Source organism: Kitasatospora sp. NPDC057904 (assembly GCF_042887925.1).
GTDB lineage: Bacteria > Actinomycetota > Actinomycetes > Streptomycetales > Streptomycetaceae > Kitasatospora.
Genome location: NZ_JBHVOL010000014.1, coordinates 121,002 through 146,111, shown reverse-complemented (window position 1 = coordinate 146,111; position 25,110 = coordinate 121,002). Strand labels below are relative to the sequence as shown.

20 protein-coding genes and 2 CRISPR repeat arrays are annotated in these 25,110 nt (G+C 73.5%); of the genes, 17 read left to right on the top strand and 3 right to left on the bottom strand.

The annotated features are described in order from the left end of the window. Window positions 1-5: 5 nt before the first annotated feature. Window positions 6-1,498: a CRISPR direct-repeat array (repeat unit 29 nt; unit sequence CTCCTCCCCGCGCCCGCGGGGGTCAGCCG). Window positions 1,499-1,739: 241 nt separating this feature from the next. Further along, window positions 1,740-4,250: a CRISPR direct-repeat array (repeat unit 29 nt; unit sequence GTCGTCCCCGCGAGCGCGGGGGTCAGCCG). Window positions 4,251-5,679: 1,429 nt separating this feature from the next. From ACFVSN_RS30645 to ACFVSN_RS30605, 9 genes are all read left to right on the top strand, one after another. Then, on the top strand, window positions 5,680-6,549 hold the full coding sequence (locus tag ACFVSN_RS30645) for a hypothetical protein (RefSeq protein WP_387956949.1): 870 nt from the start codon (window positions 5,680-5,682) through the stop codon (window positions 6,547-6,549). 41 nt (window positions 6,550-6,590) lie between these two features. Beyond that, window positions 6,591-7,172 carry a hypothetical protein gene (locus ACFVSN_RS30640; protein ID WP_387956948.1) on the top strand — a complete coding sequence of 194 codons (582 nt, stop codon included), beginning with the start codon at window positions 6,591-6,593 and terminating at the stop codon, window positions 7,170-7,172. A 30-nt stretch (window positions 7,173-7,202) separates the two neighbouring features. Then, window positions 7,203-7,478 (top strand): hypothetical protein, encoded by a 276-nt coding sequence (locus ACFVSN_RS30635; protein WP_387956947.1) that lies wholly within the window; start codon window positions 7,203-7,205, stop codon window positions 7,476-7,478. After that, window positions 7,475-8,569 (top strand): conjugal transfer protein, encoded by a 1,095-nt coding sequence (locus tag ACFVSN_RS30630; RefSeq protein WP_387956946.1) that lies wholly within the window; start codon window positions 7,475-7,477, stop codon window positions 8,567-8,569. Before ACFVSN_RS30635 ends, ACFVSN_RS30630 begins: the two co-directional genes overlap by 4 nt. Window positions 8,570-8,631: 62 nt before the next feature. Continuing rightward, window positions 8,632-8,913 carry a hypothetical protein gene (locus ACFVSN_RS30625; protein WP_387594211.1) on the top strand — a complete coding sequence of 94 codons (282 nt, stop codon included), beginning with the start codon at window positions 8,632-8,634 and terminating at the stop codon, window positions 8,911-8,913. Further along, window positions 8,910-9,506 carry a hypothetical protein gene (locus ACFVSN_RS30620; protein ID WP_387956945.1) on the top strand — a complete coding sequence of 199 codons (597 nt, stop codon included), beginning with the start codon at window positions 8,910-8,912 and terminating at the stop codon, window positions 9,504-9,506. Before ACFVSN_RS30625 ends, ACFVSN_RS30620 begins: the two co-directional genes overlap by 4 nt. Before the next feature lie 39 nt (window positions 9,507-9,545). Further along, window positions 9,546-12,053, top strand: a complete 2,508-nt coding sequence (locus ACFVSN_RS30615; protein WP_387956944.1) for an ATP-binding protein — start codon at window positions 9,546-9,548, stop codon at window positions 12,051-12,053. Further along, on the top strand, window positions 12,053-14,236 hold the full coding sequence (locus ACFVSN_RS30610) for a hypothetical protein (RefSeq protein ID WP_387956943.1): 2,184 nt from the start codon (window positions 12,053-12,055) through the stop codon (window positions 14,234-14,236). The genes ACFVSN_RS30615 and ACFVSN_RS30610 overlap by 1 nt, the downstream gene beginning before the upstream one ends. After that, window positions 14,233-15,417, top strand: coding sequence for a C40 family peptidase (locus ACFVSN_RS30605; protein WP_387956942.1), 1,185 nt, complete (start codon window positions 14,233-14,235; stop codon window positions 15,415-15,417). Before ACFVSN_RS30610 ends, ACFVSN_RS30605 begins: the two co-directional genes overlap by 4 nt. A gap of 74 nt (window positions 15,418-15,491) precedes the next feature. Here the strand turns inward: ACFVSN_RS30605 and ACFVSN_RS30600 are convergent, their stop codons facing one another. The 3 genes from ACFVSN_RS30600 to ACFVSN_RS30590 all read right to left on the bottom strand — a co-directional run bounded on the left by ACFVSN_RS30600 (window position 15,492) and on the right by ACFVSN_RS30590 (window position 18,868). Continuing rightward, on the bottom strand, window positions 15,492-16,271 hold the full coding sequence (locus ACFVSN_RS30600; RefSeq protein WP_387956941.1) for a hypothetical protein: 780 nt from the start codon (window positions 16,269-16,271) through the stop codon (window positions 15,492-15,494). Between the two features lie 690 nt (window positions 16,272-16,961). Beyond that, the gene (locus ACFVSN_RS30595; RefSeq protein WP_387956940.1) at window positions 16,962-17,528 is read right to left on the bottom strand and encodes a GNAT family N-acetyltransferase; all 567 of its coding nucleotides are present in this window, start codon (window positions 17,526-17,528) and stop codon (window positions 16,962-16,964) included. A 20-nt stretch (window positions 17,529-17,548) separates the two neighbouring features. Continuing rightward, a complete protein-coding gene (locus tag ACFVSN_RS30590; RefSeq protein ID WP_387956939.1) occupies window positions 17,549-18,868 on the bottom strand; it encodes a hypothetical protein in 1,320 nt (439 codons plus the stop codon). Between the two features lie 265 nt (window positions 18,869-19,133). On the opposite strand from ACFVSN_RS30590, the gene ACFVSN_RS30585 reads away from it, so the two are divergent. The 8 genes from ACFVSN_RS30585 to ACFVSN_RS30550 all read left to right on the top strand — a co-directional run bounded on the left by ACFVSN_RS30585 (window position 19,134) and on the right by ACFVSN_RS30550 (window position 24,713). Further along, entirely contained in the window at window positions 19,134-19,568 is a 435-nt protein-coding gene (locus tag ACFVSN_RS30585) for a recombinase family protein (RefSeq protein WP_387956938.1), read from the top strand. Then, on the top strand, window positions 19,568-19,834 hold the full coding sequence (locus ACFVSN_RS30580; RefSeq protein WP_387956937.1) for a hypothetical protein: 267 nt from the start codon (window positions 19,568-19,570) through the stop codon (window positions 19,832-19,834). The genes ACFVSN_RS30585 and ACFVSN_RS30580 overlap by 1 nt, the downstream gene beginning before the upstream one ends. Beyond that, window positions 19,831-20,418, top strand: coding sequence for a hypothetical protein (locus ACFVSN_RS30575; RefSeq protein WP_387956936.1), 588 nt, complete (start codon window positions 19,831-19,833; stop codon window positions 20,416-20,418). The genes ACFVSN_RS30580 and ACFVSN_RS30575 overlap by 4 nt, the downstream gene beginning before the upstream one ends. A 487-nt stretch (window positions 20,419-20,905) precedes the next feature. After that, the gene (locus tag ACFVSN_RS30570; RefSeq protein WP_387594193.1) at window positions 20,906-21,610 is read left to right on the top strand and encodes a hypothetical protein; all 705 of its coding nucleotides are present in this window, start codon (window positions 20,906-20,908) and stop codon (window positions 21,608-21,610) included. Then, window positions 21,610-22,011, top strand: coding sequence for a hypothetical protein (locus tag ACFVSN_RS30565; RefSeq protein ID WP_387956935.1), 402 nt, complete (start codon window positions 21,610-21,612; stop codon window positions 22,009-22,011). The genes ACFVSN_RS30570 and ACFVSN_RS30565 overlap by 1 nt, the downstream gene beginning before the upstream one ends. A 248-nt stretch (window positions 22,012-22,259) precedes the next feature. Continuing rightward, window positions 22,260-22,751: a hypothetical protein gene (locus ACFVSN_RS30560; protein WP_387956934.1), complete on the top strand. Its 492-nt coding sequence runs from the start codon at window positions 22,260-22,262 to the stop codon at window positions 22,749-22,751. Continuing rightward, on the top strand, window positions 22,748-24,136 hold the full coding sequence (locus ACFVSN_RS30555; protein ID WP_387956933.1) for a tetratricopeptide repeat protein: 1,389 nt from the start codon (window positions 22,748-22,750) through the stop codon (window positions 24,134-24,136). Before ACFVSN_RS30560 ends, ACFVSN_RS30555 begins: the two co-directional genes overlap by 4 nt. A gap of 37 nt (window positions 24,137-24,173) precedes the next feature. After that, on the top strand, window positions 24,174-24,713 hold the full coding sequence (locus ACFVSN_RS30550; protein WP_387956932.1) for a LuxR C-terminal-related transcriptional regulator: 540 nt from the start codon (window positions 24,174-24,176) through the stop codon (window positions 24,711-24,713). Window positions 24,714-25,110 lie beyond the last annotated feature (397 nt).

Below are 25,110 nucleotides of genomic sequence, written 5' to 3'. Positions count from 1 at the left end.
GCCGCCTCCTCCCCGCGCCCGCGGGGGTCAGCCGTAACTGTCCGTCGCTTCCCTTCCTTTCCCTTCCTCCTCCCCGCGCCCGCGGGGGTCAGCCGTTCCGCTCCGCCGGGCTGGTGAGCGGCGAGTCCTCCTCCCCGCGCCCGCGGGGGTCAGCCGTCCGGCTGCGGTGGATCCCCGGCGAGGGCCGCCTCCTCCCCGCGCCCGCGGGGGTCAGCCGTAACTGTCCGTCGCTTCCCTTCCTTTCCCTTCCTCCTCCCCGCGCCCGCGGGGGTCAGCCGCCGTGGACGGCCTCCAGGGCCACCTCTCCAGCCTCCTCCCCGCGCCCGCGGGGGTCAGCCGCCGCCGTGGCCGCGGCCGAGCAGGCCGAGGAGCTCCTCCCCGCGCCCGCGGGGGTCAGCCGTCCGAGCGGCGCGAGTGGATCGGCGCCCCCGGCTCCTCCCCGCGCCCGCGGGGGTCAGCCGGTGGCGTAGTCGCAGGTCACCTCTGGCGACAGCTCCTCCCCGCGCCCGCGGGGGTCAGCCGCCGATCCCGACCCCGCCACCGCAGCCCGCTGGCTCCTCCCCGCGCCCGCGGGGGTCAGCCGTTCTGCGCGTCGGCGTCCGGGAGAACGAGGTCCTCCTCCCCGCGCCCGCGGGGGTCAGCCGGCCGGCGCGTACCTGGACCCGTGGCACGACCGCTCCTCCCCGCGCCCGCGGGGGTCAGCCGGCCGGCGCGTACCTGGACCCGTGGCACGACCGCTCCTCCCCGCGCCCGCGGGGGTCAGCCGCAGTCGCGGCCATGGTCGGCGCAGTCGAGGCGCTCCTCCCCGCGCCCGCGGGGGTCAGCCGGCGCCGGCCAGTGCCCCCGACATCCCTTTCGGCTCCTCCCCGCGCCCGCGGGGGTCAGCCGTTACTGCTCATCGGTGCTCTCCTTCCGCGCGCCTCCTCCCCGCGCCCGCGGGGGTCAGCCGAGGTTGAACCGCGGGGCCCAGCGGTCGAGGTACTCCTCCCCGCGCCCGCGGGGGTCAGCCGGACGGAAACTGACCCATGGCGCTGACCTACCGCTCCTCCCCGCGCCCGCGGGGGTCAGCCGTAGCCATGGCCTACGCACCGCAGCGTGACCTGCTCCTCCCGGCGCCCGCAGGGGTCAGCCGCAAGGCAACTGCTCCACCGCCGCTGGTGGTCGCTCCTCCCCGCAGGCGCGGGGGTCAGCCGCGGATCCGTCTCGGCACAGAGTTGGCCGAGGCCTCCTCCCCGCAAGCGCGGGGGTCAGCCGCCGCGTTCGCGGTAGGCGTCAACAAGGATCCGCTCCTCCCTGCAGGCGCGGGGGTCAGCCGTAGTACGTCGTGGTTTCGATCTTCTGGCTGGGCTCCTTCCCGCGCCCGCGAGGGTCCCCCGGCGTTCGACCCGGCTGTGGTCGACACGGAGAGCTCCTCCCCGTGCTCGTGGGGGTCAGCCGGCGGACTGGGGCGACGACGGCACCCGTACCTAATCCTCCCCGCGTCCGCGGGGGCCAGCCGTACAGGCCGTCGCCGTTGGACTGGCTACCGACCTCTCCTTGCACCGGCAGGGGGCCAGGCAGCACCGGGGTCGTCCTGGCTGGCTCTACCGGCTCTGATTGTCCCCGTCTCGCGCCGAACTACAGCCGCAGCGTGACACGATGAGACCCGCTCCTTGACACCACAACAGCACACCCAGCCGACCTACAGCACAGTCAAGAAACAGCAAAGCCCCCGCTACGCCGCAGGCCAGAAAGAGTCGTCCCCGCGAGCGCGGGGGTCAGCCGGCGTGGAAGCTGGCCGAGCGCCTGGGCAAGGGGTCGTCCCCGCGAGCGCGGGGGTCAGCCGGTGCGGCACGGCGGCATCTTCCAGGCCGTCGTGTCGTCCCCGCGAGCGCGGGGGTCAGCCGGACGACCGGGCCAGCACGGACGCCAAGACCGCGTCGTCCCCGCGAGCGCGGGGGTCAGCCGGAGAAGCCGACGAAGGCCACCGACCCCCACCAGTCGTCCCCGCGAGCGCGGGGGTCAGCCGATGGAGGAGGCCGCCTGATGGCGAAGAAGCGCGTCGTCCCCGCGAGCGCGGGGGTCAGCCGGCCTTCTCGACGGACGGGCTGCGCACCGCCTGGTCGTCCCCGCGAGCGCGGGGGTCAGCCGCGCTCCAACGCTTCGTCCAGATCCGCCAGGGCGTCGTCCCCGCGAGCGCGGGGGTCAGCCGATCAAGGACATCGCGCCCCGTCAGGCGGCTTCGTCGTCCCCGCGAGCGCGGGGGTCAGCCGAAGGATGACTACCCAGGAACCTCGCTACCGAGGTCGTCCCCGCGAGCGCGGGGGTCAGCCGCCCTGGTAGCGGGGATGGTCGCTCCCGAGGTCGTCGTCCCCGCGAGCGCGGGGGTCAGCCGGCGGGGTGGAGCTCGTGCACCGGCCCGGACAGGTCGTCCCCGCGAGCGCGGGGGTCAGCCGCCCACCACGTTCGAACACGGCACGGTGACCGGGTCGTCCCCGCGCCCGCGGGTCAGCCGCACCCAGGAGCACCAGATGACCCCCCGCCCGACTCCTCCCCGCGCCCGCGGGGGTCAGCCGATTCGGGTGTTGGCGGTGACGCTGGTGTTGGCCTCCTCCCCGCGCCCGCGGGGGTCAGCCGGAGATTCCCGGCGGCCGGGGTCCCGACATACCCTCCTCCCCGCGCCCGCGGGGGTCAGCCGACCGGTAAGGACGACAAACGGGACGCCAAGACCTCCTCCCCGCGCCCGCGGGGGTCAGCCGACCGGTAAGGACGACAAACGGGACGCCAAGACCTCCTCCCCGCGCCCGCGGGGGTCAGCCGGTCCGGCTCAAGGACATCAGGCCGATGGATCCCTCCTCCCCGCGCCCGCGGGGGTCAGCCGGATGTCGCCCGTCTGGGAGAAGGCCTGGGAGCCTCCTCCCCGCGCCCGCGGGGGTCAGCCGGTCAAGGACCTCGCGAACGACGCCCTGGACGCCTCCTCCCCGCGCCCGCGGGGGTCAGCCGCGTCGCGGTACGGCGGCTCGGTGAGGTCCACCCTCCTCCCCGCGCCCGCGGGGGTCAGCCGCGGATGGAGGAGACCCGTGCCGCCTTCATGGCCTCCTCCCCGCGCCCGCGGGGGTCAGCCGTCGGCCGGGCAGAGCGGGACGGTTCCGGTTCACTCCTCCCCGCGCCCGCGGGGGTCAGCCGCCCGCCGTCAGCGCCACCACCGTGACCGGCGACTCCTCCCCGCGCCCGCGGGGGTCAGCCGAGTCCATCGCGCTCTGGTCGCGCGGCGGGGCGCTCCTCCCCGCGAGCGCGGGGGTCAGCCGGGGAGGCCTCCGCCCCGTTGGACTTCAGGTGCCTCCTTCCCGCGCGAGCGGGGGTCAGCCGTTCTTCACCAGATCGGTCAGCAACTGGGCCAGGTCGTCCCCGCGAGCGCGGGGGTCAGCCGGAGAAGATCCTCAGCACCCTCGACCACCACCGGTCGTCCCCGCGAGCGCGGGGGTCAGCCGACGGGGATGCGGAACGGCCCGACGTCGTCCCCGCGAGCGCGGGGGTCAGCCGGTCGCGCGGAACTCGACCACGTCCGAGCGGTGGTCGTCCCCGCGAGCGCGGGGGTCAGCCGGTCTACAAGGTCAAAGACGGCAAGAAGACCAAGTCGTCCCCGCGAGCGCGGGGGTCAGCCGCCGATCGAGTCGTCCAGGTTCTGCCGGTTCGAGTCGTCCCCGCGAGCGCGGGGGTCAGCCGGTGTGCCGTATCCCACTCCTGATGCAGCTCCTGTCGTCCCCGCGAGCGCGGGGGTCAGCCGCACTGGGAACGGGGCGGGATGGGAAGGACATGGTCGTCCCCGCTGGCGCGGGGGTCAACCGCACGGTGCACCCCGCCGCGCAGTCGTCACCTTGTCGTCCCCGCGAGCGCGGGGGTCAGCCGCACTTGGAGGTGCACGGCCGGCGGAGAGCGAGTCGTCCCCGCGCCCGCGAGGGTCCGCCGCGCCATATGTCCTCGGCGCGCCAGCCGTACAGGTCCTCCCGGCGCGAGCGGGGGTCCGCCGCGGGCGGTGCGTGATCGGGGCGGGGTCGTGGACTCTTCCCCGCACGAGCGGGGGTCCGCCGCTGCTGGGGCTGGCCGGGACGACGACGTCCTCTTCCCCGCGCGAGCGGGGGTCCGCCGAGAAGAGGGGAGGTCCCTCGGCGGCCGGTCGACTCCTCCCCGCGCCGGCGGGGGTCAGCCGCCCTCGGCCAGGAGCCCGGGCAGCGCCTTGGTCTCCTCCCCGCGCCCGCGGCGGGCCAGCCGTCGACGTCGGCGAACAGCGCCAGGAGCTGGAGGTCGTCCCCGCGAGCTCGGGGTCAGTCCGCGATACCGGTCGAGACCCGCCGCTCCGCGCCTACGGGAGTCAGCCGTCGGTCAGGTCCGGGCCGTCTTCATTCCGGGCATCGTCCCCGCAAGCGCGGGGGTCAGCCGGTTGGTCGCGGGCCCCTCCTCCGGCTGCGGCACTCCTCCCCGCGCCTGCGGGGGTCAGCTGGCGATCATCGCCAAGGCCGCCGCCCCCGGGCTCTCCTCCCCGCGCCCGCGGGGGTCAGCCAAGGCGTGAGCCGAACCGCAGCCGAGTGGGCCGGTCGTCCCCGCGAGCGCGGGGGTCAGCCGATGGTCGCCGAGGAGATGTCGCGCCTTCGGTCCTTTTCCCGCGCGAGCGGGGGTCGGCCGCCAGCCAGTTGTCCGTCAGGTCGTCGAGCCACGTTCCGCCTCGCGACCGCGGGGAGCAGAGAGCTTCCTCGCCGAACTCGCCCAGGCTGAGTCGTCCCCGCGAACGCGGGGTCAGCCGCCACTTGGTGCGCCGACGGGGTCGGGGCCGAAGTCGTCCCCGCGCGAGCGAGGGTCGGCCGGTCATCGCGGCCACCGGCATTGCGGTGTAGGTCTCCTCCCCGCGCGAGCGGGTGTTCGCTGGCCGGGGAATTCGACCTGCCGACGGCCTGACTCTCCTCCCGGTTGCACGCTGGAGGATCGACGGCCTGGAGGTGGCGGGCAGGAAAGATCGCATGCGGGTTCCAGCAAGGCACGTTCCGTCAGACCTGGCTCTTCCTCGGCTATCGCGAGAAAGAGGTGTCGTTGCCATGGTCCGCTTGCCCAAGGGCTCTGACCTGCAGAGACCTGTCCGAGTGCAATCACAGGGCTGCAACGCCCGGTGCTGCTCTCGGTGCAACTTCCCAGTCCCCGGCTCAGACAACGGTTCGATACCCCGTGGAAGCACTCGAACACGAGACTCGCTTCTCTACCGGGTGAAGCATTATCAGGCTCCGGATGGGCAGTACTGACGCGCCAGCTGAGGAAGTGCATGCGGTCCTGTCCGCCATGGCGCAGAGGCCAGCAAGGGCTGCGATGAGCGCCTCATCTTGGTCGCCTGCTCGCCGGCCGACTGCCCGTTCGCCGTTACGGGCGCCGGTGATCTTCCAGGGCCAGGGCCTGGCTACTGGGTTCGATGATGGTGCAGGGCGTAACCACGGCCGGCCTGGGACAGCGGACACGCTGTCGCGTGGGGACGCCGTACTTGATCCGGGGTACCGCGGGGCCGGGCAAGCGGGGCTTGCCCGAGGCTGCTGGCGGCTTGCCCAGGTTGACCGTCGCAGCGGGCAAGCCCGTGGCCTGCGCTTTTCGTAGAACGGGCAAGCCGGTGGGCAAGCGGGTGTGAGGAGAGTTCAGGCATCGATCCGAGACGGAGGTGCCATGACTCCCCCATCGTTTTCCCCGGGGCTCTTCGACCGCCTGGATGCCGAATGGGCACTGCTGTGTTCCGACGGCTCCGTGCGCGCCGTTGTGGCCGGCTGGCTGGCGGCCGACCAATCGGGGCCCGGCATCGCCGCGGCCTGTGATGTCTGGGTATCGGATCTCGGTCCGGAGCATGTCCTTGCCGTCCTGGGGCCGGCGGGCAGGCCCGGGTTCGGTGACAGCCTGTCCGACGGGGTGCTGCGTGCGCTCCTTCGGCGCGCGAGTGGGGGCGGCGGTGCGGCGGTGCTCGCCGCTCGCGTCGTGCTGCAGACGATGGTGCCCGCAGCCGTGCGTCTGACCCGGAGCCAGGTGCGGTCGTTCGGCGGCCGTTGCTTCGAGGACGTCGCCCAGGTGGTCGTCGCCGCGCTGTTCGAGACCGTGGTGTCCGGCCGCATCCACGCGCGGCCTGGCCGTCCCGCCGCCAACCTCATGCTCGACGCTCTCAAGCGCGCGTGCCGCGAGCTCGGTGCCGATCGGGATTCGCTCGACGCCGACGTGTTCGGAGCCAAGGAGCAGACCTGCAGCGGTCCCGGCCCGTACGAGCACGCCTATGCCTCGACCGTGCGCGCCGCCGCCCACGCCGCGGGTCTGGCATCTGACGAGGAGCCGGACCGCGGCCGCCTCGAACTTCTGGGGCTGCTGGTCAACGCCATCGAGTCCGGTGTCCTGTGCCCGGCCGACGCGCGGGCCATCGCCTGGCACTACACGGTTTCGCCCGTGCCGGACGCCCGGGCCGCTGCGGCCGCCGGAACGACCGCGGGCGCCTGGCAGCGCCGCCGCTCGCGCGCCGTGCACGCCCTCAGGGCCTCGCTGCGGCCCGTCGGCTGACCCGTCCCGGCCCTGCCCCTCCTTCCTGTCTGGAGACATCTGTGTCCTCTCTGCTCCCCGCCTTCACCGTCGGGCTCGACACCACCACGCGCCTGCTCGTGCTCGGGGCGCTCGCCTATGTCGTGACGGGCTGGATCTACGTGGCGTCGACCGGGATCGGCGGCGGCATCCGCCGGCACGAGATCGGGGACGGCGCCCTTGCGGCCGTGGCCGCCGTCCTTGTCTGGACGGCGGTGACGCTGCTGTGGCCGGTCCCTCTTGCCGCACGCACCCTCCGCGCGGTGCGCCGTCCCCGCACGGTGGCGGACCCGGTGCTGTGGCGGCGGCAGGCCGTTCCCCCGCCTGCCCTCACGCCCGCGAACACACCGCCGCCGTGGCCGGCGCCGCCGTACTGGTACCGCCAGCGCTACGAGGCCGCCCGGGCCGTGCTCGCCGAGAGCGGGCCGGTCGCCGCACTGGAATCCGTCTCGGGCCTGCTCTCCGACTGCGCCCAGCTTCTCGGCGACGACCACACGTGGACGCTCGACGCCTGGGACCTGGTAACGCACCTCGCCGCCACCGCGGCCACCGCCGACGGGGCCTGCCGGGCCGACGGCGTCTACCGCTCCCTCACCTTCTGCTGACCCCGCCCCTCTTCTCCTCTGGAGACGACGATGACCAGGCCCCATGGCCTTCGGGCCCAAGAGCTCGACATCGACGAGGAACGCGTCACCCGCGCTCACCGGCTGCTCGTCGGGCTCGGTGCTGCCCTCGTCCACCGCCCTTTCGACACCGATGTCCACCAGCGCCTGCACGCCTTCCTCACCGGGGACGCCTCCGGGGTCCTGACTTCGCTGAGCGTCCTTCGCCGACGTCTCAAGGAGCAGCTGCGGCGCAGGAGCGCCGAGCTGTGCGGCAACCGCCTCCGCCCGGGCGGAGGCGCGTCGTGAGGTTCCTGTCGAAGCACAGCCCCACGCTGGCCGAAGAGCATCTCGGTACCGCGGTGGCCGAGGACGGCGACGCCAAGGACGGGGGTGTCGAGGCTGGCGGCTGGTCCACGGGCGCGCGGGCGAACTCTGTGGTCCTCGTCCGCTGGGCCGCCTGGTGTCTGCTGCTCCTCGGCCCGGTACTCGGCGTGGCCGCCTGGTTCTCGATGCCGGCGCCGACGGCGGCGGGCCGCCCGCAGGCCCAGCCCGGTTTGCCGGCCACGGGGTCGCAGGGCGCGGCGGGTTTCGCCCAGCTGTTCGTCGCCGCGTTCATCTCGGCCGGGGACGGCGACCAGGCCCGGCTCGCCGCCTACTTCCCGGCGGCCTCCGGCCTGCGCCTGGAGGGGACGCCGGGGCGGCGCAGCGGTGAGCAGCTGGCGGTGGTGCGGTTGCGGCAGACGGACCGGGATGTGTGGTCGGTGACGGTGGCCGCCCGCATCACGGGGGCCATCGGGTCGCCGGGGGCGGCGCCGTCCGCTGATGGGCGGCGCGATCCGAAGGTGGAGGCGGCGGTCGCTTCGGCGGCGGCGGTGCACTACTTCCAGGTGCCGGTGGCGGCGGTTCCTTCGGGCGGCGGCGTGATGGGCTACGTGGCGCTGGCGATGCCGGCGGAGGTGTCGGCGCCGCCCCGGGCGCAGGCGCCGGTATTGGTGTATGGGCCGGTGCGCCCGGCGCTGCCGGGCGATGCGCGGACGCAGGCGGTGGCGGCGTTCCTGGCGTCGTATCTGACGGGGGCCGGTGAGCTGGACCGGTATCTGGCGCCGGGGGTGCGTCTGGAGGCGGTGGCCCCGGTGCCGTACACGGCGGTGGTGGTCGACCAGTTGGCGGTGGAGGGTGAGCGCGGCGGTGAGGGTGCCGGTGCGGTGCCGGCGGACGGTGTGCGCGCGCGGCTGCTGGTGGTGCTGCGGGCGACCGGTCACGACGGGGTGCGGGTGCCGCTGACGTACGCGTTGACGCTCAGTTCCCGGGCGGGGCGGTGGGAGATCGCCTCGCTGGACGGTGCCCCGTCTGAAGCACTCGACCCTGCCCCGTCCGGGCCTGCCACCACGTCCTGACCCTCCCCCTTCTCCTCTCCTCCCCATTCCCCTCTCTGGTCTCTTTGTTCGAGGAGTTCGTCATGCACAACGCCGTACTCGCCGCCGGCTGGATCACCACCGGCACCGGCCTGGGCAACGACTTCAAGGCGCTGATCTTCACTGTGGGCATCCCGGTGCTGTGCGGGATCTTCGTCATGGTCGTCGGCTGGAAGACGAAGGCCCCGGGGCCGACGATCATGGCCGTCATCCTGGCCACGGTCGTGTGGGGCCTGTCGGCCAACATGGACACCCTGAAGGACAAGGCGACCGAGGACGTCACCCACTACGACAGCACCCCGGCGGTCCAGAAGGGCGACCGGTGAGCGCGCCCGAGGACGAGGACGTCCTGGTCGGGCGCTGCTACACCAGGGCGCGCCGCTCCCCCGTGGTCGTGGGGGTAGTGCCGGGTGGCGGCGGCCGGAACCTGCGGCTGGCCGGCGGGCCGTACACGGTGACGCAGCTGGGGACGATGGTCGTCTCGGTCGTGGTCCTGGTGCTGGCGCGGCCGGTGTGGGGCGGGCACGGCGTGGCGGACCTGGCGGTCCTGGCCGGTGTGCCGTTCGGCGCGGCCTTCGCGCTGCGGCATCTGCACATCGACGGCCGCAATCCGCTGGCTGCCGCGGCCAGCGTGGTGATGCTGCTGTCCGCGCCCGGCGCGGGTCTGCTGCGTGGCCGGCCCGTGCGGCCGGTGCGCCCGTCGGATACCCGTGCCCTGGTAACGCTCGGTTCGGGCCCGGGGACGCCCGTGCCCGGGCCCGCACTCTCCCCCGGAACCCGCACGGCCCGCACGGCCGCAGGCATCAAGGCCGGGACCGGATCTGCCGGAGCGACCGCGTCCGCCGTGCCGGTGGAGGCGCCCGTCGCCTCCGGGGTCCAGGCCCTTCTCGCCGCCCGCCGTACATCTCTGGGGGACTGACCTGTGGGACGACTGCCGATCCGTCATATCGCCGGCAACGTGATCTGGACGACGCACGGCGCGTGCTGGGCGGTGTGGCGGGTGGGGGCCACCAGCTACACCTACGCCCCGGCCTCGGCGAAGCGGGCGCGTCTGAGGGCGATCGAGGCCCTGCTGAAGGGCCTGACCGGCGAGCCGATGCTGCTGAGCCTGTGCCCGCAGGTGGACCCCGTCGCCGTGGTGCGCGCGATGGTCGAGGGTGTCGACCTCGACGCGAGCCCGCGGTTCGAGCGGCTCGGGCACGCGGTGCTGGACCACCTCGGGCAGATGGAGCTCACCGGGCGCACCGACTGGCTCGCCGTGCCGCTGCCCGCTGCCTCGCCCAGGGACGCGGTGGCGTCGGTGTTCTCCGCGGCGACGGCGGAGCTCTCCGCCCAGCTCGGTCTGGTGCCCGCCCCCGTCGGGGTGCGGGAGAGCGAGCGGCGCCTGGCCCAGGCCCGGCAGATGCAGGCCCGGTGGCCGGCCGGGGTGGCGATGCGCCCGGCGAGCGAGGCCGAGATCCTGTGGATCTACGCGCACAGCATCCGCCGCGGCCTGCTGGAGCCGCAGCTGCCCGGCGACGGCGGGCAGCGGCTGCGCGGACGCGGGCGAGGGATCGCCGCTCTGGAAGACGTCGTACTCGCCGAGGGCAGCGGCGCCGACGGCTCGGTGCCGGTGAACCCGTTCGCGCGCCGCTTCCTGCGGATCTCCAGCGAGTGGGGCGACTCCTACCAGGCGCTGCTGGCCCTGGCTCAGATGCCGGAGGCGTTCACGCTGCCGGGCGCGGCCTACCTGCAGCAGCTGGACGACATCGCGTTCCCGGCGGACTGGGCGGCGCGCCTGGTCGTCGTGCCTGGCACCAGGGCGGAGGCGAAGGTCCGCAAGCGGGCCCGGCACCTGCGTGCCCAGGCCGCCGAGTACGCGGGCGATCCGGCCGGTCCGCCGCCGCTGGTGGCCCGCAACGCAGCCGACAACGACGAGTACCACGAGAAGCTGACCGCCTCGCCGCGGGAGGTCGAGATCCGGGCGATGGTCACGCTGGCGGTCTGGGGCGCCACGGCGCAGGAGGCGCAGGACCGGGCGGCCGCGCTGGCGTCCGATTTCGGCGGCGACGACTACGCCTTCGCGAGGCCGGTGGGCGAGCAGCTCGGCCTGTGGCGCTCGATGCTGCCGGGATGCCGCACGCCGCGGGTGATGGCCGGCTACGCGCAGATCCTGCTGGCGCGGGACTTCGCGATGGCGATGCCGTGGTGCGGGTGCCGGCTCGGCGACGAGCGCGGTGGCCTGTTCGGCGTGCAGGTCGCCGCGGGCGGGGCCCGGCCGGTCCTGCTCGACTCCGCCCGGGGACCGCGCGAGGACTGCGCCGCCTCGATGGCGTTCATCGGCGAGCTCGGCAGCGGCAAGTCGGTGGCGATGAAGGCCTCGGTGTTCAACGTGCTCACGCGCGGGCGCCTCCTGGGCCGGCCGGGGTCGCGGGGCCGGGCGGTGGTCGTGGACCGCACGCGGGACGAGGAGTGGGTGCGCTTCGCCCGTGCCTGCCCCGGCACGACCCAGGTCATCCGCATTGGCCAGGGCGCGGAGGTGAGCCTGGACCCGCTGCGGCTGTTCGCCGGTGAGAGCCCGAAGGCGGCGCGGTTCTGCGAGAGCTTCCTGACGCTGCTGCTCGGAGTACGGCCGATGGACCTGGAGGGCGTGGCGCTGTCGGAGGCGGTGCAGGCGGTACTGGAGCGCCCGCATCCGTCGATGCGGCGGCTGGCCGACGAACTCGCCGCGCGCGGCGCCGGCGACGACGCGGCCCGCGGCTTGGCCCGCAAGCTCGCGGCGGTCGCCCGCAAGGACCTCGCCGCCGTGGTGTTCGACGAACACCTGCCGGTGGTCGACACGTTGGGCGCCGACAGCGTCGTGTTCGCCGTCAACGCCCTGCAGCTGCCCAAGAAGGCCGAGCTGGCGAGCGACCACCGCATCGAGCGCCTGGAGTTCGAGAAGGTCCTCGGCCGGGCGGTGATGTACCTGATCGCGGCGGTGGCCCGCGAGACCGTGCTGCGAAGCCCGGAGGAGTTCGGGGTCGTGGTCTTCGACGAGTGCTGGTGGCTGACCAGCAGCGACGAGGGGCTGGAGCTGCTGCTGGAGATGCTGCGCGACGGGCGCAAGCGCAACGCCGCCGCCCTTCTCGGCAGCCACGACCCGGACGACATCGGCCCCGCGGACAGCGAGAAGGGCGCCATCGTGCGGGGTCTGATCCCGCACCGGCTGATGTTCCGCCAGACTTCCCGGCCGCTGGCCGCGCGCGCCCTGGCCTTCCTCGGCCTGGACGCGGCCGACGCGGATCTGCTGGACCTGGTCACCGGCGGCCTGTCGCCGATCGACCTGCCCGAGGAGGAGAAGGCGGAGCGCGCCGGGGAGTGCCTCTACCGGGACCTGGCCGGGCGGATCGGGCTGATGAAGGTGCTGATCCCGTTCGACGAAGCCGTCGCCGACGCGATCCACACCACCCCGGGCCGGGACACCTCGTCCGGGAGGGCGGCCTGATGGGCGCCTGGCTGCGTTCGCTGCGGCTGCTCGGGGCGGCCCGCCTGCGTGCGGCGCTGGCGGTGGCGGCCCTGGCCGCCACCGCGCTCACGCTCCTCACGTCCCTGCCCGCGCAGGCCGACCCCACGCCGGCCCCCGCTGCCCCTTCGGCGCCCGCGCAGCCCTCGGCCTCGGCCCCGGCGCCGACGACCGAGCAGCTGCAGCAGATCCAGGACGTCCTGCGCCAGCAGAGCGAGAGCGTCTCCCCCGACGAGCAGGAGGCCCGTCTCGCGCGCGAGACGGCGGAGCTGCGCAAGCTGCTGCCCGACGAGGGCGGGCTGCTCGGCGCCTTCAACGTCACCGACGCACGCGGCCTGCCCGTCTCCGCCTACACCGTGCGCAGCAGCACCGGCGGCGTCCTGGACTGGGACCTGGGTGTGGAGAACCTTCTGACCGAACTCGCGTTCATGGTCACCAAGTGGCTGATCGCGTTCGGGTGCTGGCTGATCGCCTGGGCGCTGTCCTTCGGGCTGGCGAAGCTGCTGCTGACGCCGGCGCTGTCGGTCGCCGCCTCCCTGCACGCCCAGGTCGTCGTCGCGATGGGGCTGCCCTCGCTGTTCCTTGCGGTGTGCGCGCTGATCTGTGCCGGGAGGATCTTCTTCGGCGACAAGGCCCGCGGCTGGGGGGACGCGGCGGTGTCGATCGTGCTGGCCGCGCTGACCACGACGCTGCTCGCCTCTCCCCCGCAGATGCTCCTGGGCGAGGACCACGGCGCGCTCGCTGCCGCCCGCGGCCTGTCCCTGGAGATCGCCGGCATCGTCCTCCAGACCGACCCCGTCGCGCCGCGCTCCGAGAACGACGCCGCCACACACTTCACTCTGTCCCGCCCGCTCACCAACGCCCTCGTGGACGCTTTCGTCGTCAAGCCGGCGATGCTGCTGCAGTACGGCCGGGTCTTCGACGGCGCTTGCTCGGAGGAGTACGCCCGCGCCCGCATCGCCCAGCTCGCCTGGGAGCGGGGGGCCGATCAGCAGGCCGACAGGATCAAGAAACTCGCCACCACCGTCACCGGCTACCTGCCTGGCGGCGCCATGCTCAACGCTTCTGGGCTCGTCGACCAGCCCATGGACATGGCGCTGCAGTGGGCGGCCCACCACTACGGCGTCCCGCCGATGGAGAAGTTCGAGAAGAAGTGTGTGCCCGGCGACGTCACCGCCGCCAAGCAGGCCAGCCTCGACAAGGTGGGCGGCGGCGCGTTCCTCCTCCTCGCCGCCGCCATCGTCACCGTCCTGATCTGCGCCCTCGCCGGATCCTTCCTCATCGCGCAGTGCCGCATCGCCTGGGACGCCGTCCGCGGCGAGGGCGCGCTCGTGTTCGGCACGATCCCCGGCGCCGGGCGCGCCTACCTGTGGGACTGGTGCGCCTCCGTGCTGCGCTCGCTCGGCCAGATGATCGCCAGCATCATCGCCCTGGCCGTGTTCATCGTGGTCCTGCGTGCCGTGCTCGATCCCTCCCAGAGCGACTGGGGCGGCGAACTGACCCTGCGCTTCCTCGCCATCGACGTTGTGTGCCTGGCGGCGGTGCGCAAACGCCGCCAGATCGCCGCCCGCTCGCGGCAGGTCGCCACCGCCTGGCGCCAGAAGATGTCGTCGGCCCGGATCGGCGGCAGCCACGGCAGCGTCTTCGGCCCGCCCACCGGCCCCGCCGTGAAACCGCCTCAGATCGGGCGCACCACCGCCCGCGTGCTGGTGCGTACCGCCCTGGCCGGTGCCTCTCTGGCCCAGGGCAACCCGTTGGCCGCCGCCGGCTACGCGATGCCGCAGTCGATCGGCGCCACCGCGCTGATGTCCCGTCTCGCACGAACCCAGGGAACGAACCGGCGGCGTCCCGCCCAGCGTCCGGCCCGCCCGAGCGGGCGCCCTGGTGCCCGGCCCGCCGGGCGCCCCGCATCCGCCGCGCCCCGCACGGCCCCGCCGGGCCGCCCCCGTACCGGCCCCACACCGGCCGCCCCGACCGCGCCGGCCACGGCCCCCGGCACGACGCTGGCCCGCCCGGCCCGGCGCGCAGGCGCCCCTGGTCCCGCCGCGCGCGCGGCCGCCCGGCGCCAAGCCGCCACGCCGGCGGCCTCCGCGCAGCAGCAACGGCTTCGCCAGCGTCTCGACCGGGCGAACCGGCCCGTGCCGCCACGGCGGCGGCGCCGGTGAACGAGCCGGAGAAGAAGCGATCCGCCGTCAAACCCCTGCTGCTGGCCGCCGGGATCGTACTCGTGCTGGGTTTCCTGCTGGTCGCCGCCGCCGCGTCGCACGCCTCCAACGCCGCCAACGCCCGGCAGAAGAAGGCCAAGGCGGCCGCCCGCCAGAACGCGGTCCCGTGCCCGGCCGCCCCGGCGGCGGATCCGGACACCGGGCGGATCGCCGAGCAGGTGAAGGCTGTCCTGGCCGGCACAGCCGGATCCGGCACACCGGCCGACCTGTCCCAGCCGGCCGAACAGATCCCCAGCGCGAAGACGATCGTCGCCACCGGCATCCGCATGTCCGTCCCGGCGCGCGGCCAGGTCATCGCGCTGGCCACCGCTCTGCAGGAATCCGGGCTGCGCAACCTTCCCGCGGGCGACCGCGACTCGGCCGGCCTCTTCCAGCAGCGCCCCTCCCAGGGCTGGGGCACCCGCGAGCAGATACTCGACCCCGTCTACGCCAGCGCGCGCTTCTACACCGCCCTCCAGCAGGTCGACGGCTGGCAGCAGCTGCCGCTCACCGTCGCCGCCCAACGCGTCCAGCAGTCCGCCTACCCCGACGCCTACGCCCACCACGAGCCGCTCGCCACCGCCCTCCAGCAGACCATCGCCCCCACCCTGGGCGCAGCCCCCGCCACGGCGACCACCCCCGCACCGGCCGGCTACGCCTCCTGCACCGGCACCGTCCCGGTTTCCGATTCGACGACCGCCCCGGGCACGCTCCCGGCGGGCTACCAGATCCCGCTCGACGCGCCCGTAGCGGTGCGCACCGCGATCCGCTGGGCCCTGGAACAGCTCGGCACGCCCTACCAATGGGGCGGATCCTGCACCAACGCCCACGGCCCCGACCCGTCCGGGCGCTGCGACTGCTCCTCCCTGGTCCAGCGCGCCTACGGCGTCGCCGGCATCCAGCTGACCCGCACCACCTACGACCAGGTCGGCGAAGGCACCGCCGTGCCCGCCGACCCGGCGTCACTGCGCCCGGGAGACCTGGTCTTCAGCCGCGGCACCGCGCAGCACCCCGAGCACGTGGCCATGGTGATCGGACCCGGCCTCATCGTGCAGGCGCCGCGCACCGGCGACGTCGTCAAGGTCTCCGAGCTGGCGCAGCAGGGACCGATCCTCGCCGCCCGCAGGATGGTTTCCGGCTGACGGCTTCGGCGCCCCGCCGGGTTGCCGCGAGGCGGTCGGCACTGTCCAGTGGGACGAACGGTGCCGGTCGTCCGTCATCCGGTTGAGAAGGCCGTTCTGGCCGTCAGCAGGGCCGCGCGGGCGCGGGCGGCTCCTCTGGTCGCCACGGTCGTTTCCGCCTTTCCCGCCGCAGGCGGGCTGCCGAGGCCCGCGCAGCTGCGGCAGATGCCCGGCCGGGGCACGGGGTCGTGGCACTGCCCGCACTCCAAGTACCGGGCCGGGTGGCGCTCTTGGGTGCGGACGGGCGGCATCTTGTGTTCAAGGCGGTAGCGGAGCACTGCCACCGCCGAGTGCATGGGGGTGGGCAGCCCCGGCAGCAGGGCCTGGGCCAGATCTCCCGGCGTGCTGCCGCGCTCCAGCCACTGCGCGACCAAGGGCGCCAGCTCCCGCGCTTCGGATTCGCCCAGGCGAAGACGCGGTTCGGGCCTGATCACGCGGAACAGGATGGCAACCGCTTCACGGACCGCCTCATCCGCCACGGGACCCGGATCCGGAACGCTCCCAGGACCCGCCTCCCGCCCTTCCGGCCTGCCAACGGCAGCGGTCACCGGCGAGTCGTCCGGCCCCGCAGGGAGGGAGGGTTCTTCATGCCGGTTCTTTACAACAGGACGGCCTGCACGCCCAGCACCCGCTCCACCGGAGGCCGGACAGACGGCACCCGGTGCCACCAGCCGCGGGACGTCGTAGACGTGAGCCTCGCTGCGAAGCGTGCCGTCGGGCAGACGGATCAACTCGACGCGGTAGAAGCCAGCTTCGGTCAGCTCCTTGAGTGCCTTGCGGACGGCACCGCGGCTCTGCGTGCTGGTGTCGGCCATGTGCCGGCCGTCCTCCCTCCAGCCGTCAGGACGGGAGAGGAGATCAGCGAGGAGGCCTCGGGCGGTGTAGCTCAGCCGCCGGTACTGCAGAACGGCGTTCGGAAGCACGGTGAAATGACGTGCATGTTCTGTACGATGTACTCGCATCGGGAGTTTCAGCTCCTGTTGCCGGACCCCGGGGTGTTCCAGCACCGCCGGGGTCGCTCTATCTTCGGTTAGATTACGGAACGTACCACGACACGTGGCGCGGCAAAGGCCTTTCACAGCATCAACCTTGACTTGCCGTCAAGACTGATCATGGTGCGTGGTCCAAGCAGCACGCCGTCGCGGCCACGGTCGCGATCCCACTGTCCTGGATTGAGGAGGCCGCCCAGGGACGCGCCCCCGAAAGCCCCGACTGGGCCTCCTCGGCGCCGATGCCGCCGCCGACAGCGGAGACGTGTTCACCATCTACCACCGTGTCGACGGCGTCCTCGGACACCGCCTCGCCAGCTCCGGGCCAGGTGATGCGCCCCCACTGCTAGCGCGGCGAGATGTAGCTGGCTGGCCGCCTTCCTTCAACCCGGCGCCTTCGTAACCGAGTTGAAGAAGAGCATGAAGGCCCGAGGGCGTCTCGTCACCCGATCGCTCCGAGGGCCTGTTCGCCACCGATCGCATGGGCCCCATCGTCTGGCACGGTCTGGGAGCAGCTCAGGCCACGGGAGGGTTCGGCAGGGCCATGGCGTCGTACACGGGGCTGTCATCGGCATGCTTGATCTGGCCCATGATCTTGTAGCCCCAGCGCAGGTAGGCGCCGTGCGCCGGTTCGTTGTCGGGGATGCAGGTGAGCGTCGTCCACCGTTGTCCGCGCCCGGCGATCCACTCGTCGTGCAGGCGCCGCCCAACGCCACGGCGCCCGTGCCCGGGAAGGACCATCAGCTCCCGCAGCCAGCCCACGGCCCCGGCCGCGGTGGCCTCGGCGAGCTCGGCTGGGCGGAGAGCACCGAGGGAGACCCACCACGCCCGGTCGGCCGGCAGCGTGACGCCGTGGACCAGGCCGATCATCGAGCCGTCGCCGGTCTGGGCACTGAGACACTCGAAGCCCGGCATCTCGGTGGCGAGCCGCAGCCGGTCGCGAAACATCTCCGGGGTGAAGAACGGGTCGTCGACGTACGGCGGGACGTTGTAGACCTGCGCGTAGACGTCGACCAGGTCATCGAGGACCTCGATTGTGGCGTCGGGGGTGTGGCGTTCGAGGCGGAGTTCAGCGATGGGCATGTGTGGAGAGTCCTTGCTTGTCAGGCGGCGTAGGTGTTGATCTGTTCGATCATGCTGCGGGCGCGTACGTCGGTCCCATAGGTGTGAAGGTCGTTTGCGACAACCTGGAGCACGCGCTTGTTGCGGCGGGAGGTCATGCCGCCAGCGATCATGGTGATGGAGGTGTTGGCGGCTTCGAGTGATCGGTCCAGGTCGTGGGCGTGTAGCGCGGCTCCGGAGAGCCGTACCAGGCACATTCCGCGGTTGCGGTCGTGCGCGGCGTCCTGGAGGGAGGCAGATCGTTCGAGTAGCGAGACGGCCTTCTGGTGCTGGCCGAGGTCGCTGCGGCACATCCCTTCCAGGCAAGCCAGTTCGGCCTCATTGAGGAAGAGCGACCATTCCGGGTCGCGGTCGCTGGGGCCGTCCTCGAACGCCTGCCACGCGCGCCGGAGCGCGCCGTTGGCGCCGGCTGTGTCCCCGAGGCGGGCGAACCCCTGGGCCTCGCGCACCGCGATGAGCGAATGGACCCTCGGTGGCGCCCAGGCTCCGACATGGGTGGCCGCGAGCTGGGCGTAGCGGATCGCGTCGCGAGCCTTGCCGAGATCGACGGCCTGGCGGGACATGTTGGAGAGGGTGCGGACCGCGAGGGGGCGGTCGTTGGAGAGCAACGCCGTGTTCAGGGCCTGCCCGAAGTAGATCGCGGCGCGTTCCTGCTGTTCCGCGTCGTACAGGTACCAGGCCAGGCTCGTGGTGAGTGAGCCTGCGATGGAGTGGAGTTCGGCGGCGATGTCAGCGGTGAAGGTGGCCCGGTCGAGCAGGGTGTGAACCCACTGGAGGGTGGTCTGCGCCGGGCGCCAGAGACGGTCGCTGCCGAAGCGCTGGTCGATCGCGTCGAGGTCGTCCAGGGTCGCGCGGAGATCCTCGATTTGGTCGATGCCGACCCGGGCTTCTGCGGCTGACGGCTGCGTACCGGGGGCCGCGGCCAGCCAGGGCAGACCTCCAAAAGCGGCCGCCGCACCGGAAGTCACGAAGTCACGTCGGTTCACAGACGCGATGATGGCTCCCGTGCTGGGGTCTGCGCCACCCCCGGCGAGATCGAAAGGTGTGACAAATCCCAACTGTTCGTAGGTGCAGCCGAATGTCGTGGTGAGGGCCTGGAGGGCTTCTGCGTTCGGCAGGCCGGGGTTGGGAGACTCCCAGCGTCGCCAGCTTCGCGGGGTAATCTCCCAGGTCGGCTTGTTGAAGAGCCTCCTGCCGACCTTCGTCACCTCCTCCGCGGCTCGCACGTAGGTGGTCCATCCGTTGCGCATCCGGGCCGCGTACAGGAGGCGGTTGTACCCCTCTGGTTTCGGCCTGCTCATGGGGTTTCCCCACGCATCGTCACATTCCCAAGTTATTGGGTGATGTGGCCAGATGGGAGCCGTCTGGCCGGATTCACCCCGAGGGGCCGGCAAGTGGTCCTTCGATGGCCCTTCGGTGGTCCCTCGGTTGTCTTCCCCTCGGCTGCGGACAGCCAGTGGAATGGACCTGCTGCCGCGAAGCCCGGTGAGACACCGTCACATCGCCCCGGTCCTGCGGCAGCCCCATCACACTCCCCACCATGACGGTGGCCCTCGGAGGCATGTCATGAACGCATCCATTTGGCTGCGATATCCCGCGCAGCACCCGGACGGACCGGGCAGCAGGCCGGTCCCGGTCGCGCTCTACGCGTTGTCAAACGGACTCCTGCGACCGAATCTCCAGCTCGGGGACTGCTCGAACCTGGCGGTGGCCCGAGGGTGGCGGCCGGTGCAGGAGTTCTGGGACGTCGGTCCCCGGCCGGGCGATGTCCGGGTCGACCTCGGGGAACAGTGGGCCAGGGCACTGAAGCAGGCCGAGTGCGGCCTGGTGAAGGGCCTGGTGGTGCACCGGCTGCAAGCCGTCGTCCTCGATCCCGCCGGTCTGCGGCGGCTGGAGGACTGGGCGTCCGACTTCAACACGTTCATCCACTTCTTCCACGCCGAGCCCTTCGGGTCTGCGCACCACCAGATCGGCCGTGTGCCGCAGAAGGTCGGCGCGTGATGTGCGCCGACATGCCGGCGCAGGCCGAGACGGCGAGGGATGCGGTCGAGCGCGCGCTGGAACTGCTCGGCGTCCGGCTGCCGAGCCTGGCCGCGGTGCCGTACCCCGTGGGCCCGGGCGCCGAGGACATGGTCGAGCTCGGCGGCGCGACGGCGGCGACGGCGCTGCGGTTGGCCGCCGCGATCGAGGAACTGTGCCGCGAGTGCCCGGACGTGGCCGCCCGCATCCACACCACCGCCGGCCACCCCGCCCCATCTGACCGATGAGAGGGACCACCGTGCACTCCGCCCCGCGCTCCCCCGCGCCGGCCGACTTCCCCGGCCGCAGCTGGCTCTCCCACTGGACGACCGACCCGGCCGCGTGTCAGGCCGCCTGGGACGAAGGCGGGTTGGCTCCGATTCCGCTGGGCGGTTTCTGGGCGGTGCAGACCTCGGCGTCGCTCGGGTACCGCGCGCTGCGGTCCCTGCCGGGGTACGGGCCGGTCCTGCACAGCGTCGCCCGGGGGACGATCGAGTTCCTCGTCGCGCCGTTGGCCGCGGCCGGGCCGGTGCCCGGCATCGGACAGGTCCTGGAGACGGGGCACCTGTTGTGCCCGGCGCCGGAGGCGGCGGTGCCGATGATGACGGCGGCGGGCCTGCCGGTCTGGCGGACACCGCGGTGGGCGGTGCCGCCGGACGGGACCGGACGGCTCCCGGATCCCGGAGAGGTGCTGCGCGCGCTCGGGGAGGACTACGAGCGCGTCCTGGCCTCCTCCCTCGCGGAGCAGGAGGAGCAGCGTTCGGGGCCGGCCCGGCCGGACGCGGACCGGGTGGTGGCCTTCATCGAGGCGGGCCGCGCCGGCCGTATCTGAGCGCGGACCCGCGAGTCCGCGCGGTGGACTCCTGGTGGCCGAGCGGCTCTCGGCCACCAGGGACGACGCCCTCCCGGGGCGGGTAGGCCGCGGCGGGACAGGGTGCTCGGCCTCGCAGAGCGCTCGCTGTCCCGCCGCCGGCCCCGCTCCCGGCGGGACGTGCCCGCGGGGAGCAGGGTGCTGCCGTGCCGCTGCAACCGGCGCGGCGCCACCCCTTCGGGACCGGCCGCCTTGCCGGCGGTCGAACGGTGGGTCCCGGGCGATTCGACGCGCGCCCGGGGCCCACCGCGCCAGACCCTTCGACGACACCACAGGGATAGGGATGAGGACCAGGATGGGATGGGGCGGGACGGCGTTCGCCGACGGACGGACGGGACTCGCGGCACCTCCGCGGGCGACGGCCACGCCAGCCCGGCCAACCCGGCCCGGCGCCGTTTGCCGGCCCACGGGCGAGGAACCGGCGGCGCGGGCACGGCCGGCCGCCGTCGTGCCGGAGGACGTGCCGCCGCTGCGGGTGCTCGCCTGGGACCTGGAGGACGCCGACCAGGTCCTGGCCGCCGAGTGGCTGCGCGACCAGGACCACGACGTCGCCCTGCTCTGGGGCCTGGACACCCGGCGCTTCCACCGGTTCCAGGAGGCGGTCGCCCGGCACTGCCACACCCAGCGTGTCGAACGCCGTGACCGGTGCGCGGCGGTGGTCCTCCCCGACGACGGGCCCTTGGTGGTCGGCTACGACTTCCCGCCCTACGCCGCCCCCTGGCCCTTCGCCGCCCAGGTCTCCGTCCGCCTGCGGGACACACCCGGCGGCCGCGGCCGCTCGCTGCTGCGGCTCATCGCCGCGGCCCCGTGCACCTGGGCACCACAGCGCGCAGACACCGAGGCCCGCTGGCTGGCCGCGATCGCCCGACACGAGCACGTCCTCGTCGCCGGCGGCTGGCCCGCGAACCCGGACGGCGACGACACCGACACCGTGCTCACCGACGCAGGCCTGCCGGCCATCCCGGCCACCACACCACCCGACGACCGGCCCCATCCGGGCCGGATCCACATCAGCACCACCCTGCTGCCGGCCGTCACCTCCCTCACCACCCCCGACGACCCCGAACTGCGCGACATCACCCCGCACCCGCCGCTGCTCGCCGCCCTCGACTGGCACCCGCTGCGCACCGGCCTGGCCGTGAGGGGACGCTGATGTACGAGCAGGCGGACCTCGACGAGGCCCTACGGCTGGTCGACCTGGCCCAGCAGCGCATGCCCGGTGTGGAGTTCGAGAACGGCGAGCCGCTCCTGTCGGAGGACGGCGCGCTCGCCTTCATCGTCACCGCCCTCGGCGCGATCGGGGGTCCCGACCTGCCCACGCCCGTCGTCGACGAGCTGCCCGGCGTCTTCACCTTCACCGCGATGTTCCAGCTGATCATGAACGGTCCGGGGCCGGTGGCGGAGGTACTGGAGGACGCCGCCGAGGGGCTGAGGGAGCTCCTCGCGTCGGACCCCGGCCCCGAGAGGATCCTGTCCCGCCTGCGGATGCTGTGCATCGTGGTGGCCACCCTCCCCGAAGTCGTGGACATCGCCACGGATCCCGGGCCGCCCTGACCTCCGCTCTTCCCTCGCCCTGGACGGCGGCGGGCGGCGGCTGGCGAAGGACCGACAGGGTCTGGGGAGGACCCGGGGTCCACCGCCGGCCGAAGCCGCCGCAGGCCACCCGACTCGCAGCGGCCCGGCCTGCTCCGACGCCCATGTGGTCCCGCAACAAGGCGGGGCGCCGGAGCAGGCCACTCGGGCTGGGCCAACACCGGCCCGGCCCGAACCCGGAAGCACGACTACACGCCACAGGAACCCCGTTGACACCCACAAACCGCGCCACAACCACCACCGACGCCACGGCCGCCCGCCACCGGCAGGCGGCCGCCCTCGCCGCACGCACCGGCATCCCCGTGCTCCTGCTCGCCACCGAGCCCGACGAACCGGTCCTCGGCCTCACCGCCGCTGGCCGACCCCGCCGCTACACCTCCACCATCGCCTCCTACCGCGACGGCCTGCGCGCCGAAGTCCACACCCCCGCGGGCCCCACGCCGGAACAGCTCGTCCGCCGGGCGCTGCCCGGCGCCGCCACGACCGGCCCCGGCATCCTTGCCACGCCACGCGAGATGACCTGGGGAGTGGAGGCCCGCCACGACGGGCTGCTCGCCCGCGCCGGAATCTGGTGCGGCTGGACGCTGCTCCACGTCACCGTCGACCCGAAGGGACGCGGACCGGTCCCGGCACTGCGGCTGGTCGGCACGGACACCCTGCCCACCGGCCGCCCCGGCCTCCCTGCGGGAGGCGGCCGATGACCGTCCACGACACCGTCGCCGCCGACCCGGCGGCCGGACCGCCGGAGAACGCCGTGACCGACGCACCCGGCCAGGCTTACCAGGCCCTCGCCCCGCGCACCGCCCTTGTCTACCGCACCCTCGGAGTTCTCCCGCTGCCCTCGACCCGGATCGACCCCGGCATGGCCGCGGCGGCCACCGGCCTCGACCCGGCGGCCACCGAACTCCACCTCACCACCCTCACGCAGGCCCGGCTCATCGCACCCGCCGACGACGGGATGTTCGACTTCGTCGCCACCGACGGCCGGCGCCACGCCGCCGCCCTCGGCCGCCAAGAGGACAGCACCGGCGCGACCGACAAGGCCCGCCATCGCGCCCTGGACTGGCTAGTCGCCGAGTTCGCCGCCGCCGGACGCGTCGTCGACCATTACCGGCGCAGGATCGACCCTCAGGTTATCTACCCGCCGCCGCACCGCGCCGCTGTCGCCACCACAGAGCAGGCCCTCGCCTGGCTGCGCACCCGCAGCACCTACCTGCGGCCCGCCCTGGAGGCTGCCGACGCCTACGGCCTGGACTACATCGTTAGCCAACTGGTCTATGCAGCTTGGCCGTTGATTCTTCGCGAGCGGGACTACGGCCAGTGGATCTGGATGCACGACCTCGCGATCCCCGCCGCGCGGAACCTCGCCGACGCGGCCCCCCGCACCCGTACAGGCGGCGCCCGCCTCATGCTCCGCGAGCTCTACGGCGCCCGCGCCGCCGCCCTGCGCGCCGTGGGCCGTCACACCGAGGCCATCGAGGACTGCCACAGCGCGCTCGCCTCCGCCAAAAGAGAAGCCGACGAGACCGGCCAGGCCCAGGCACTCCACGACCTCGGTGCCTGTGCCCAGGCGGCCGGCGCGCCCATCCTCGCTCTCATCTACCTCACCCGGGCTCTGGAGCGCCGATGCGACCTGCACCGCGCACGGGACGCCGGCGTGACCCGGCTCCTCCTCGGCGTCGTCGAGCACGAGCTCGGCAACCACCCTGCGGCCCTCACCCACCTGCACACCGCGCGCCGCCAGCTGGAGGACGCCGACGACGCGCTGAACGCGTCCCGCGCCCAGGCCTGGTGGGGCCGTGTGCTCGCCACGGTCGGTGTCTTCGACGATGCCGACAAGGCGTTCGCCGCCGCCAGAGAGGGCTTCCGAGAGCAGGGCGCCGACCTGTGGGAAGCCCGGACCCTCCTGTGGGAGGGCGAGAGCGCCGCCGCGCAGGACCGCAAGGAGACGGCCATCGCGCTGCTGAACCGAGCCCGCGCGCTGTGCGCCGGCAGCCTCGACGACGCGCGGCGCGTCGACGCCGCCTTGCACCGTCTTGACGCCGACCCGACCGAGCCGACGGCCGTCTTGGCGCACCGGCGCTGACCGACATCACCACCACCGAGCGTATTGGAGCCGATGCATGTCCCTCCTCACCGCCGATCCGCAGGCCCAGCCCGCCCACGGGCGGCCCTGCCCGAGGTGCGGGTCCCGTCTGCGCCTTGCCGAGCCGCAGCGCGCCATGCTGTGGCGGATCGCCATGGGCGAGACCCTCAAGGCGATCCGCACGCGCTACGGCTGCGGCAAGGACAAGGCCGCCGGCGCGCTGGGTGAGGTGATCCAGGCCCTTGGGGCGACCGGGCGGGCGCAGGCCGTCGACATCGCCTGCCGGGCTGGGCTTTTGCCCTTCCCCGACACCACTCAGAAGAAGCAGTTGCTGGTCCGGCCCAGCCAGATGCGCGTCGCCATCCGCCTGGCCGCCGGGGACAGTTACGCGAAGATCGCCGCCGACCTCGACTGCAGCCCGGACACGGTGAAGTCCCACCTGCACGCGCTGTACAAGGCGCTCGAAGCGGTGAGCGCGCCGCACGCGGTCTACTCCCTGCACGCCCGCGGGATGCTCCACACCCACCACCCGTGCCCCTGCCCGACGCCGCCCTCTCCACGGGCCGTCGGCCGGTAGGGGCCTCCTCGGCGCCGTCCGATCGACTCGGGGCGGCGGTGGTTCCTTCCTGCCGTTCTCGACGGCCTGCTCGTCCGAGCCGGGTGTCAGGTGAGCAGGAGCAGGCCGTCCCACTGGGGGTGCCTGGCGGCTGGCGCCCGCTCGGCCCGCCGCCTGGTCCGGGAGAAGCTGACGGAGTGGGGCTTGGAGGAACTGGCCTACGCCGCCAAGCTGATCGTCTCCGAGCTCGTCGGCGACGCTGTCAAGACCGGCTGCCTGACGTCCATGCAGGTTGGCAGCCGACAGCCCACCGCCCGGCGCGTGCGCGTCTACGTCCGGGATGGCTCCCGCACGCTGCCGGTCCTGATCACCGCCGACGAGGAGGATGAAGGCCACTGCGGGCTCGCCACTGGTGCAC